The 12,283-nt window shown below is 61.6% G+C and carries 11 protein-coding genes and 1 tRNA gene; 11 read left to right on the top strand and 1 reads right to left on the bottom strand.

Annotation, left to right across the window (positions count from 1 at the left end; all coding sequences use genetic code 11):
- Positions 1-28: 28 nt before the first annotated feature.
- A complete protein-coding gene (locus HWU94_RS07715; RefSeq protein ID WP_185173207.1) occupies positions 29-709 on the bottom strand; it encodes a GntR family transcriptional regulator in 681 nt (226 codons plus the stop codon).
- Positions 710-959: 250 nt separating this feature from the next.
- On the opposite strand from HWU94_RS07715, the gene HWU94_RS07710 reads away from it, so the two are divergent.
- The 11 genes from HWU94_RS07710 to HWU94_RS07660 all read left to right on the top strand — a co-directional run bounded on the left by HWU94_RS07710 (position 960) and on the right by HWU94_RS07660 (position 12,218).
- Positions 960-2,870, top strand: a complete 1,911-nt coding sequence (locus HWU94_RS07710) for a propionyl-CoA synthetase (protein ID WP_185173206.1) — start codon at positions 960-962, stop codon at positions 2,868-2,870.
- Positions 2,871-3,159: 289 nt separating this feature from the next.
- A complete protein-coding gene (locus tag HWU94_RS07705; RefSeq protein WP_185173205.1) occupies positions 3,160-3,831 on the top strand; it encodes a hypothetical protein in 672 nt (223 codons plus the stop codon).
- A 174-nt stretch (positions 3,832-4,005) separates the two neighbouring features.
- Entirely contained in the window at positions 4,006-4,866 is an 861-nt protein-coding gene (locus tag HWU94_RS07700) for a ParA family protein (RefSeq protein ID WP_185173204.1), read from the top strand.
- A gap of 151 nt (positions 4,867-5,017) precedes the next feature.
- On the top strand, positions 5,018-5,848 hold the full coding sequence (locus HWU94_RS07695) for a ScpA family protein (protein ID WP_185173203.1): 831 nt from the start codon (positions 5,018-5,020) through the stop codon (positions 5,846-5,848).
- Complete coding sequence (gene scpB, locus HWU94_RS07690; protein ID WP_185173202.1) at positions 5,845-6,630, top strand: SMC-Scp complex subunit ScpB; 786 nt, start codon at positions 5,845-5,847, stop codon at positions 6,628-6,630. The genes HWU94_RS07695 and scpB overlap by 4 nt, the downstream gene beginning before the upstream one ends.
- A 59-nt stretch (positions 6,631-6,689) precedes the next feature.
- Positions 6,690-7,772, top strand: a complete 1,083-nt coding sequence (locus HWU94_RS07685; RefSeq protein ID WP_185173201.1) for a pseudouridine synthase — start codon at positions 6,690-6,692, stop codon at positions 7,770-7,772.
- On the top strand, positions 7,772-8,926 hold the full coding sequence (locus HWU94_RS07680; protein ID WP_185173200.1) for a prephenate dehydrogenase: 1,155 nt from the start codon (positions 7,772-7,774) through the stop codon (positions 8,924-8,926). Before HWU94_RS07685 ends, HWU94_RS07680 begins: the two co-directional genes overlap by 1 nt.
- Before the next feature lie 11 nt (positions 8,927-8,937).
- Entirely contained in the window at positions 8,938-9,609 is a 672-nt protein-coding gene (gene cmk, locus HWU94_RS07675) for a (d)CMP kinase (RefSeq protein ID WP_185173199.1), read from the top strand.
- A 96-nt stretch (positions 9,610-9,705) separates the two neighbouring features.
- Positions 9,706-11,283 carry a ribosome biogenesis GTPase Der gene (der, locus tag HWU94_RS07670; RefSeq protein ID WP_185173198.1) on the top strand — a complete coding sequence of 526 codons (1,578 nt, stop codon included), beginning with the start codon at positions 9,706-9,708 and terminating at the stop codon, positions 11,281-11,283.
- 137 nt (positions 11,284-11,420) lie between these two features.
- Positions 11,421-11,494, top strand: a tRNA-Pro gene (locus HWU94_RS07665).
- 262 nt (positions 11,495-11,756) lie between these two features.
- Complete coding sequence (locus HWU94_RS07660; protein ID WP_185173197.1) at positions 11,757-12,218, top strand: hypothetical protein; 462 nt, start codon at positions 11,757-11,759, stop codon at positions 12,216-12,218.
- The last annotated feature ends 65 nt before the right edge of the window (positions 12,219-12,283 follow it).

The following is a 12,283-nucleotide window of genomic DNA, read 5'->3' as shown; positions in this document are numbered from 1 at the left end:
CACGGCCGCGGCGCCGGTGAGGGGTTTCTTAGGCTGTTGGTTCTGGATGGTTGAAAAGACTGTGCTGGCTCTGGGAGGCTGCGGCCTCTTCGATGGCGTAGAGCGCATTGGCTAGGTGCAGGCGGGTAGCGGCTTCAGCAAGCTGCGGGTCACCGGAGGCGATGCAGCGGGCAATCTGGGCGTGCTCTTCAGCCGCCTGCTCCAGCCGGATGGGGTTGGCTTTAGAAAGCTTGCGGATGCGGGTGAGCTGGGTGCGCAAGGACGTCTGTGCTTGGTGCAGGTAGCGGTTGTTGGCTGCCGCGTCGATCGCGGTGTCGAGCTCATCCACCAGGGAGTAGTACTCCGCCAGCGAGGCTTCTCCGCGGTGCAGGGCGAACGATGCCTCTTCAAAGGCCTGTGCCAGCTCTTTGAAGACCTTGGAATCGCCTCGACGTGCCGCAAGTGCTGCCGCCGTGCTGTCGAGCGAGGTGCGGAGCTCAAAGAGGGCGTACACATTCGCTAGAGAAATCGGTGCAACGATGACGCCGCGGCCCGGTGCCGGTTCGGCAAGACCCTCAGCGAGAAGGCGGGATATAGCTTCGCGGACGGGAGTACGAGAGACCCCCAATCGCTCTGACTGTTCTACCTCCGCAATCACAGAACCGGGAGCGAGCATTCCCTCCATGATGTCGCTGCGCAGGCTCTGATAGGCCAGTTCACCAGCTCTCATTCGCTCTCTCCTTTCACAGGTTTGTGATGTGTTGCACTGAAATTGGTGGTTGTGACCACTCTAAAACACCGACCCGAGTTTTGTATACAAAAGGGGGAAAATTTTCGGACTGTGCATGAAATAGTGTGTCATTTTTACCAGTTTCACAAATTTTTGTATACAAAACCTTGCCAAATGTGACCCCTCGCACTAGGTTGGAGTCACTCCCTCATGACAACCCACTACCGGCGTCCGTAAAGGAGCACCCCACATGGCAACATACGCTGATACCTACAACCGCAGCATCGAAAACCAGGAAGAGTTCTGGCTAGAGCAGGCGCAGGCCATTAGCTGGTCAACCGAACCAACCCGCGCCCTCGATAGCGATGCTGCCCCTCTGTACCGCTGGTTCCCCGACGGTACCCTCAATACCTGCTACAACGCCGTTGACCGCCACGTAGAAGCTGGCCACGGCGATCGCACCGCCATCACCTACGACTCAGCTATGCTCGGCACCCGCCAGAACATCACCTACTCAGAACTCAAAGACGAGGTAGAAAAAATTGCCGGGGCGCTCGCGTCCGCCGGGGTCGAAAAAGGCGACCGCGTACTCATCTACATGCCCATGATTCCCCAGGCTGCCATGGCCATGCTGGCGGTCGCCCGCCTGGGCGCCGTGCACTCGGTGGTCTTCGGCGGCTTTGCCCCCAACGAACTAGCTAGCCGTATCAACGACTGCTCGCCCACCGTCGTCCTAACCGCTTCTGGTGGTGTGGAACCAAAGCGCCGTATCGAATACATTCCCGCTGTAGAAAAGGCTATTGAGCTATCGCAGACCAAGCCTGCGACCGTGCTGGTCTTCGAGCGTGAGGGATTTGAGAACTCAGTATCTGATGCGGTGCGCCGGGCTGAAGAGAACTCCACCGGCGTGACCTGGCTCGATTGGGGTCAGGCCGTTGAGGCAGCCCAGCCACACGCGCCTGTTGAGGTGAAAGCCACCGACCCTCTCTACATTCTGTACACCTCCGGCACGACGGGCTCTCCCAAGGGTGTAGTGCGCGATAACGGTGGTCACGCCGTAGCTCTGACCTGGACCATGAAAAATATTTACAACGTGGGCCCCGGCGAAGTAATGTGGTGTGCCTCAGACGTGGGCTGGGTTGTGGGCCACTCCTACATTGTCTACGGCCCCCTGCTGGCCGGGGCAACCACCGTTCTATACGAGGGTAAGCCTGTTGGCACTCCGGATGCCGGTGCCTTCTGGCGCGTTATCCAGGAATCCGGTGCCAAGTCCCTCTTTACAGCTCCTACCGCCCTGCGAGCCATCCGCAAGGCTGATCCTGAAGCCGAGCTGCTCGGCGGTTACGATATTTCCTCCCTGCAGCTGCTCTTCGTTGCCGGTGAGCGCCTAGATCCCGAAACCTACCACTGGGCCACCGAGAAACTGGGTGTGCCTGTGATCGATAACTGGTGGCAGACCGAAACTGGCTGGGCCATTGCGGCTAACCCCCGCGGCTTGGAAGCCCTGCCTCTGAAGCCCGGTTCTCCGTCCGTTCCTTCACCCGGCTACAACCTGCAGGTGCTTGACCCCTTCGGTGAGCCCGTCGGCCCCGGCGAAGAGGGCAATCTTGCCATCAAACTGCCCATGCCCCCGGGCACCCTGCCCACCCTCTGGGGCAACGACGACCGCTACATTTCCTCCTACCTCGATGCCTTCCCCGGCTACTACACCACCGGCGACTCTGGCTACATCGATGAAGACGGCTACGTCTTCGTCATGGGGCGCACGGATGACGTCATCAACGTATCGGGCCACCGCCTCTCAACCGGTGCTATGGAGCAGGTGCTCGCCGGCCACCCGGATGTCGCTGAGTGCGCTGTGATCGGTGTGGCTGACCAGCTCAAGGGCCAGCGGCCCGCCGGCTACGTGGTGCTCAAGGCCGGTGCCGACATCACTGAAGAGCAGCTGGCTGCCGAACTCATCGCCAGCGTGCGCAATGACATCGGTGCGGTAGCCGACTTCAAGGACGTCAAGATTGTGGACGGCCTGCCCAAGACCCGCTCCGGCAAGATCCTGCGCAAGACCATGCGCCAGATTGCCGACGGCGAGCAGTACACCGTGCCCTCCACCATCGAAGATATGAGCGTGCTGGACGATATCACTAAGGTGCTGCGTAGCTAATTCATTAGGGGCTTCGCAGGCTCACGCTGGATGGAGCCCAGCAGATTCCGAGCGCGCGAGGAAATAAATCTGCGGGCGGAATAGGTGCAAGCCTGACCCTCACGCCCCGCCTAACGGCGGATTTCGTTCGCTCTTGTGTGCTCGCGCGCTCGCACTCGCTCACTCCATCGAGCCAGCAGCTTCGCTGTGAGCCTGCTTCACCCCATTCTGTGAATAAGCCTCTTGGCTTACCCTGGCAGGGGTAAAGTGCGAAATGGGTAGGGTGGTTGCCCGTGTCATACTGATAATCATGACAACCCTTCTCGCCGCTGCACCTGCCCTGCTCGGACTGGGACTCATGATGGGCTTTAGCCCCTCGCTCTACAGCATCACCTTTCTGGCGCTCATCAACGACCCCAGCAAAATGCATATTGTCCGCTGGATTGGTGGCGGGATTGTCATGGGGGCTACCGTCCTCGTCCTGCTCTTCCGCTTCGTTGATCCAGAGAACCTGATACAGCTGGTTCACAGCGATACGAGCAAAATCCTCGTTCGAAAGAGCATTGATTCCGGTGCTGCCCTGCTGCTTGCACTATCGGCAGTTCTACTCTGGGTACGCAGAAACCACCCCAAGAGGGCACGCAAGGTTAAAAACTCCCACCTCTCACCCCGGAAAGCTGTGCTGGAAGGCTTTTTGAATTCAGCTATCGGATTGAGCTCGATGGCAACGATGTATATGGTGGGTCGCCTGCTCACAACGGTGAGCCATAACTTGGTTGAATGGGTACTGGCCTATCTCATCTTTACAGTCGGTATGGTCGGGCCCTACCTGCTACTCGAAGCAAGCTGGGACCGCTTCCCGAGCTTTGCTCACGCTGTCACTCGGCTGCTCACAAGGATTAAGGACGCCAATCTAACTGCTCTCTACAGCCTGATGCTGCTGGTAGGGGCAGTCTTCTTTGGGGTGCTGGTCCTCCACTAACGTATCCGTGCGCCATCAAAGGTTTTGGGCGTTTACACCTCAAATCCAACAGCACAGTTTAAGCCCAAGTTGCCCCGGCAAAATCGTCGTTGAAATGAACTAGAAGGTGGTGACTTGCACCCACCGGCTAAACTGGTAGGTAAAAGTCTTGAACCCAACCAAAGGTGAAACACAGTGACTGAAACCGGCGCTGAGCAGCTCGGCCCCACCGGCCGCCCCCTGCGCATCTACCCCGACCCCGCCCCCCTCTCCACCCACGGGCCCGCCCGCATCATCTCTATGGTCAACCAAAAGGGCGGCGTCGGAAAAACCACCTCCACCATCAACCTCGGTGCCGCGCTCGCAGAAGCCGGACGCCGCGTCCTACTCGTCGACTTCGACCCCCAGGGCGCGCTGTCCGCCGGTTTCGGCGCCAACCCCCACGAACTTGACCTCACCGTCTACAACGTCATGATGGACCGTAAGGTCGACATCCGCGAGGTTATCCAGAGCACCGAATTCGAGAACATCGACCTGCTCCCCGCCAACATCGACCTCTCCGCAGCCGAAGTGCAGCTGGTCAACGAGGTCGCCCGCGAACAGGTTCTCGCCAGCGCCCTGCGCAAGGTCGAAAACGACTACGACGTGATCCTAATTGACTGCCAGCCCTCCCTAGGCCTGCTCACCGTCAACGCCCTGACCGCCAGCCACGGCGTCATCATCCCGCTCATCTGCGAGTTCTTCGCCCTGCGCGCGGTAGCCCTGCTGGTGGACTCCATCGAAAAGGTACAGGACCGCCTGAACCCCAAGCTCGAAATCGATGGAGTGCTGGCCACCATGTTCGACTCCCGCACCCTGCACTCAAAAGAGGTGCTGGCCCGCATCATCGACGCCTTTGGCGATAAGGTATTCGACACCGTCATCAAGCGCACCGTTAAGTTCCCCGATGCCTCCGTATCGGCAGAGCCTATTCTGTCGTACGCCTCGAACCACCCCGGTGCTGAGGCCTACCGTCAGCTGGCCCGCGAGCTAATCTCCCGCGGCGGAGCCCCCTAAGTGCACCTGCCCCTATGCTCTAGGCTACTTTTGCCCGGCTGCCCTTGAAGAACCTCAGGGCAGGCGGGCACAATGGTTAAAACACAGAAAAAAGAACGGCTCATGAGAAGCCGCCGAATCCTGGCTCAAGACCCACAGGAGACTCGCTGCCGTGACGGTACCGAACACACTTACCCAGAGCGCCCCTGCGCCCTTTACGCTCACCCTGAGCAACTTCGAAGGCCCCTTCGACCTGCTGCTCACCCTGATTTCCCGCCGTAAACTTGATATCACCGATATCGCCCTGGCCGAAGTCACCGACGAATTTCTCACCTACATCCGCCCCCTGCTTGAAGACGGCAGCGACGCCGCCCTCAACACCGCAAGCGACTTCCTCGTCACCGCTTCCACCCTGCTCGAACTCAAAACAGCGCGACTGCTCCCGCGCAGCGACAAAGCACTAGCCGCTAACCCCGACCTGCTTGAAGCCCGCGACCTGCTCTTTGCCCGCCTGCTTCAGTACCGGGCCTACCGCGAGGTGGCAAGCGTGCTCGAAGAGCACTTCACCGCAGAAAACCAGCGCTTTTCCCGCACCGTAGCTCTCGAACCGGCATTCACCAAGGTACTACCCGAGCTGGTCTTCGACCTGACCCCGCAGGCATTTGCTGAGATTGCCGCCCGCGCCCTGCGCCTGCACGAAGACCCCGACATCGAGCCGGAACCCGAGCACATCGACACCGGCCACATCTACACCCCGGCCACTACCATCGCAGCCGAAGAAGCGACACTATTGGCCAAGCTGAGGGAGAACGGAGGGAAGTTGAGCTTCGCCGAGGCCTGTGCGGACGCCCCCAGCCGCGAAGTCGTGGCCGTCCGCTTTCTTGCGGTGCTAGAACTCTATAAAGAGGGCAAACTCGCCGTAGAGCAGGGCCAGGCTCTGGGCCCCATCACCCTGCGCCTTGAAAGCCCAGCAACTGCCCACCGGGAAGGAGAGACAGAATGAGCGGGACCCCCGACTACACAGACGATGACCTTAAGATTCTGCTCTCTGGCAGCTGGGAGGCTGAACCGGAGCAAGAGCCCGAAGCTGAGCCAGCACCAGAAGAAACCTCCCCGGTAGCACCTCAACCCGCTACCAAGCCAACGAAAGCCACCCCGCAGGTGGCGGCGTCCGCCCACGAACTCAACCGAGTTGAGCTCCAGCCCGGCGGCGTGAAAGCCGCTATCGAGGCGATTTTGGCGGTAGCCGATATGCCGGTGAGCGTCCGCGAGTTCGCGGCGGCCCTGATTGTCTCAGAACGAGCCATCGAAACCGCCCTCGACGAGCTGATGCGCGACTACGACGGCTACGACGATGCCACCGGCACCCACGAGCCCCGCGGCTTTGAACTCCGCCAAGTGGCAGGTGGCTGGCGGCTCTACTCCCGGGCTGATTTTTCACCCTGGGTCAGCCGGTTCGTGGTCGGCGCCCAGACCGTCAAACTCACCAAGGCAGCCCTCGAAACCCTGGCCGTCATTGCCTACCAGCAACCGGCCACCAGGGCCTATATCGCCCAGGTACGCGGGGTGTCGGCAGACGCGGCGGTGCGCAACCTCCTACAGCGCGGCCTCATCACCGAGACCGTTCCCGATCAAACCGGGGCCACCCAGTACATCACCACCGACACCCTGCTTGAAAAGCTGGGGCTGAACTCCCTTGACGAGCTTCCCGCCCTGGCCCCCTACCTACCCGACCCCCACGAGATGGGCAGCAGCACCACCCTAGACTTGGATGACCCCAGCTAGCGCACACGCTACCTGCGGCATCACCAGAAACTACGACACAGAGGAAAGAGATAAAAGAAATGGCATACGGAAACAACTCATCACGAGGTAACTCAAACCGCGGCGGCCGCCCCGGTGCAGGCAAAGCAGGAGCCGGACGCGGCGGCAAGGGTTTCGCCGGCGCTGGCAAGGGCGGAGCCGGTAAGGGTGGCTCCGGTCGTTCAGGTTTTGCCGGTAACAAGGGCGCTAAGCCCGGCACCCCCGGCGGCCCCCGCAAGGCCGGTACCGGTAAGGGCCCCAAGTTCCGCTCAGGCCAGCCCTTCGCTAAGGAAATGGGCGAGTTCCGCCCCGCTAACCGCGGCTCCAAGAACTTTGGCCCCCACCGTCCGCGCCGCCCCAAGAACGCACCCGTCGACCACTACCCCTTCTACGACCACGAGGGCGTCCGCCTGCAGAAGGTCATGGCATCCGCCGGTGTGGCATCCCGCCGCGTCTGCGAAGAAATGATTGAAGAAGGTCGCGTGACCGTCAACGACGTCCTGGTGACCGAACTCGGCGTACGCGTTAACCCCGACCAGGTCACCATCCAGGTCGACGGTATGACCATCCAGACCAACGACAAGCTGGTCTACATGGTGCTCAACAAGCCCGCCGGCGTCGTCTCAGCCATGGATGACCCCGACGGCCGCCCCAACATCTCCAACTTCCTGCGCTCCTCCATGACCGAACGCGTCTTCCACGTGGGCCGCCTGGACGTTGAAACCGAAGGTCTGCTCCTGCTGACCAACGACGGCGAGCTGGCCAACCGCCTGACCCACCCCTCCTACGAGGTACCCAAGACCTACCTGGTGCAGGTACCCGGCCCCATGGAACCCGGTATCGGTGCAGCCATGAAGAAGGGCCTGCGCCTGGAGGACGGCGTCACCCGCGTCGACGAGTTCAAGCTGGTCGACTCAACCCCCGGCCACGTGCTCGTTGAGGTCACCATCCACTCCGGCAAGAACCGCATCATCCGTCGCATGTTCGAGCACGTCGGCTACCCCGTCGAGAAGCTCGTGCGTGTTGAGATGGGCCCCATCCACATCGGCTCCCAGAAGCAGGGCACCGTACGCAACCTGTCCAAGGTCGAAATCGGTAAGCTGCTGGCCTCGGTAGGCATGTAATGAGCGGTTCACCCACCGTCCTCGACTCCCACCTGCACGGCCCCGTCCTGGTGATTGGCGCAGGCCTGCTGGGTGCTTCCATCGGGCTGGGCCTGAGCCACCGCGGCTACACGGTCTACATCTCCGATATCTCACCCACCACCGAAGCCGTCGCCGAAGACATCGGCGCCGGCACCTCCCTGCGAGCCCTAGCCACCGATTGGCAAGGGAAAACAGGAGCGGACGCCCCCGACCAGCTGGAACTTACCCCTCAGCTGGTTGTCGTGGCGGCACCCCCGGACGTCACCGCCGACCTGGTGGTGCGCGCGCTCGCCGACTACCCGGCGTCCTTTGTCATCGACATAGCCTCGGTGAAGTCAGGGATCTTAGAGCAGGTGCGGGCCTCTGGGGCTGATGTGAGCCGCTACCTGGGCACCCACCCCATGGCCGGGCGTGAAAAATCCGGCCCCGTGGCTGCCCGCGGTGAGCTCTTCTCAGCCCGCCCCTGGGTGCTCTGCGACCACGAGACGGTGCGCCCCGAACTGGTGAAGGTAGCCCAGCAGCTGGCAACCGAACTGGGATCAACCATCACCCATATGGATGTGGAAGAGCACGACCGCACCGTCGCCCTGATTTCCCACGTGCCCCAGGTAATGAGCTCTCTGCTGGCCTCTCGTCTGCAGGATACCCCCCTCTATGCGCTCGGCCTGGCCGGGCAGGGTCTGCGTGATACTACCCGTATCGCAGCCTCAGACCCCGGGCTGTGGGTGCAGATCCTTTCGGCCAATGCCGAGCCCGTGGTACAGACCCTTTACGGGGTGCGTGAGGACCTAGAGCGCCTCATCAGCACCCTGGAAGCCCCCACCGCTGCCGGGGCTAGGCTCGATATCGCCCAGCTGATGAGCGAGGGTAACTCGGGCGTGGCCCGCATACCCGGCAAGCACGGCGGCTCCCCGTCCGCCTTTGCCCAGTTGACCGTGCTGGTGGACGACACCCCCGGCACTCTGGCCCGCCTACTGGTTGAAATTGGTGAACTGGGCGTCAACCTGGAAGACCTGCGCCTGGAACACTCACCCGGTGCCCAGGTCGGCATGGCCGAAATTTCGGTCAACCCCAATGAACACGAAAAACTCATCGAAGACCTCACCAGCCGCGGCTGGAAGGTCGTCAAGTAAGGAAGAAAACTATGTCTGACAAGCTCGTGATCGCCATTGACGGCCCTTCTGGCTCCGGCAAGTCCTCGGTCTCTAAGGCCGTGGCCCGCCACTACGGGCTCGAATACCTGGACACCGGCGCTATGTACCGCGCCCTGACCTGGTACTGCTTAGACACTCAGGTCAACACCGAGGACGCCGCAGCCCTGGTTGCTGCAGCCCGCAGCTTCCCCTACGTGCAGGGCACCAGCTCCGACGAAGAGATCATCGAGGTCGGGGGAGTAGACGTGCGTGAGGCTATCCGCGAACCCCGCATCTCTGAGGCTGTTTCTGCTGTTGCCTCGAACATGGACGTCCGTCAGATTCTGATCGACCTGCAGCGCGACTTTATTGCCCGCTCCACCACCGGCATGGTGGCAGAAGGCCGCGACATCACCACCGTCGTTGCCCCCGATGCCGACGCCCGCGTCCTGCTCACCGCCAGCGAAGAAGTGCGCCTTGCCCGCCGCGGCCTGCAGCTGGGTGGCACCCAGAACTCCGAGCAGCTTGCAGCCCAGGTCTCAGCCCGCGACGCCAAAGACTCCAAGGTCACCAGCTTCACCGAAGCCGCCGAAGGCGTAGCTCTCGTTGACTCATCAGAACTCAACTTCGAAGAAACCATCGCAGCGGTTATCGAAGCCGTCGAAGGCCAACTCAAGCGCTAGCGACCGGGCGGCGTGCAGGCGTCGGCCCCCCCGTGAACTAAACTTATCTACCAACGCACCGGCACCCGCCGGAAACCACCACAGGAGGTATCGCCCATGAGCGACGAACTCACCCCCCACGACGACTACGAGGTCAAGTTCCTCGGCGGCGGCGACGATGACGTATCGGACCGCCTGGCCGAAATTGACGACGAAACCGCAGACCAGCGCGCCGAAGCCCTGCTCGCTGGCCTGGAAGACTACGACCTGGATGAAGAAGACCGCGCGCTTCTGGCGTCCTGGGGCTACGACACCGACGAGGACGACAACCGCGAAGCCGACCCCGTGGTCGCCATCGTCGGCCGCCCCAACGTCGGCAAGTCCACCATCATCAACCGAATCCTGGGCCGCCGCGAAGCCGTGGTTGAAGATAAGCCCGGCGTGACCCGCGACCGTGTTTCCTACAAGGCCGAATGGGCCGGTAAGGACTTCACCCTGGTCGATACCGGCGGTTGGGAAGCCGACGCCAAGGGGATCGACGCACAGGTCGCGGCTCAGGCTGAAATTGCTGTAGCCCACGCGGACGTCGTACTGCTGGTTGTTGACGCCCTGGTCGGTATCTCCGCAACCGACGAGGCAATTGTGCGTATGTTGCGCCGCATCGACAAGCCCATCCTGCTGATTGCCAACAAGATTGACGATAGCCACCAGGAGCCCGAAGTTCACGCCCTATGGTCACTCGGTATGGGCCAGCCCTATCCGGTCTCTGGCCTGCACGGGCGCGGCCTGGCTGACCTGCTCGACGCACTGCTTGAGGTTATGCCCGAGCACTCCCAGTACGCCGAGCCCGAAGCCCTGGGTGGCCCCCGCCGTATCGCCCTGATCGGCCGCCCTAACGTGGGCAAGTCCTCCCTGCTCAACAAGCTGGCCGGTGAAGAGCGCGCCGTGGTCAATGACCTGGCCGGCACCACCCGCGACCCCGTGGACGAAATCGTTGAACTGGGCGGCCGCCCCTGGCGCTTCGTTGATACCGCGGGTATCCGCCGCCGCCAGCACATGGCCAAGGGCGCTGACTTCTACGCCTCCCTGCGTACCCAGACCGCTATTGAGCGTGCCGAGGTTGCCGTGGTGCTCCTGGATGTTTCTGAGCCCCTGAGCGAGCAGGATGTCCGCATCGTGCAGATGGCTGTGGACGCCGGCCGCGCCATGGTTCTGGCCTTCAACAAGTGGGACACCCTCGATGAAGACCGCCGCGAAATGCTCGAACGCGAGATTGAGCGCGACCTGGCCCACGTGAAGTGGGCACCTCGCGTCAACATCTCAGCCAAGACCGGCTGGCACAAGGACAAGCTGGTTCCCGCCCTGGAACACTCACTGGAATCCTGGGACTCCCGCATCCCCACCGGCCGTCTGAACGCCTTCCTGGGTGAAATCGTGGCAGCCCACCCCCACCCTCTGCGTGGCGGTAAGCAGCCTCGTATCCTCTTCGGTACCCAGGTTTCCTCCCGCCCACCCAAGTTCGTTCTCTTCACCACCGGCTTCCTTGACCCCGGCTACCGCCGCTTCATCGCCCGCCGTCTGCGTGAAACCTTCGACTTCACCGGCACCCCCATCGACATCACCATGCGCGTGCGTGAGCGCCGCAGCCTGGGGGAGCGCCAGAGCGGTAAGTCAGGTAAGGGCGGACGCCGCTAACACCGGCCTATTTGAAGTGTGACCTAAAACGCTCCAAAAAAGCCCCAAAAACCCGGTTTTCGATTTTGCACTCTCTCAAAGAGGTGTGTATAGTTATACGAGTGCTCAAGGGGACAGCAAAGTTCACGAGAGACAATCGGGTTGTGGCGCAGCTTGGTAGCGCACTTGACTGGGGGTCAAGGGGTCGCAGGTTCAAATCCTGTCAACCCGACAGATAAAGCTCCGGCCACTAGGGTAAAACCTAGTGGCCGGAGCTTTTTTGTTGCCTAAAGAGCGGGGGTGGCTGGTGAAGTTACCCTGTGGATATCGTTTACAGGGCGTCATAGTCGCGTCACGGCTCCACCGTTTTCGGGGAGGTGCGGACGCCCGCGCCCCGGGTTTGCCCGGAAAATACGGGGTGGGTGTGGTTGCGAGGTTATCCACAGGCTGCCCCTGCCTGTACTGGCCAGTCCTGGTTTTTCTAGCCTAGTGGCATGACTCAGCTAGAAGAACTCAACCAGAAACTACTCACCTGCCAGCAGCTCACCGCCCGTTACCCTAACCGTTACCAGCTTGAGGCCGCAATAGCGAGGGGGCTCTACCGGCGGGTAGCACGCGGTTTTTACCTGCACCGCACCGACTGGGATAGTCTCACGCCGGAAGAAGTCTATCTTGCCCGGGTACTGGCCCTGGCGGCGTCCTACCCCGGAATTATCTTCTCCCACCAGACAGCCGCCCTGCTACACGGGTTGCCCCTAGAAAGCCTGCCCGAGACTGTGCACGTCTACTGCTACCACCGTACCCGCGCCAAAGACTACACCGTGCACCACGGGGAGCTGCACCTGCCTACCGATACCACCGTGCTCGCCCCGGGCATCCGCATCACCAGCCTGGAGAGAACCCTAGCTGACCTGGCAGAAAAGCCGAGCGCGCAACGTTACCGCATCAAACTATAAAGAACCGCCTGCCCCGAAGCAGCCGGAGCAGGCGGTCGTACTGCTATCTAGTAGCACTCACAGGC

This window comes from Rothia nasimurium (genome assembly GCF_014217215.1).
GTDB classification, from domain to species: domain Bacteria; phylum Actinomycetota; class Actinomycetes; order Actinomycetales; family Micrococcaceae; genus Rothia; species Rothia avistercoris.
Note: the sequence above shows the minus strand (reverse complement) of the source record. Positions and strands in the feature narration are given on the sequence as shown.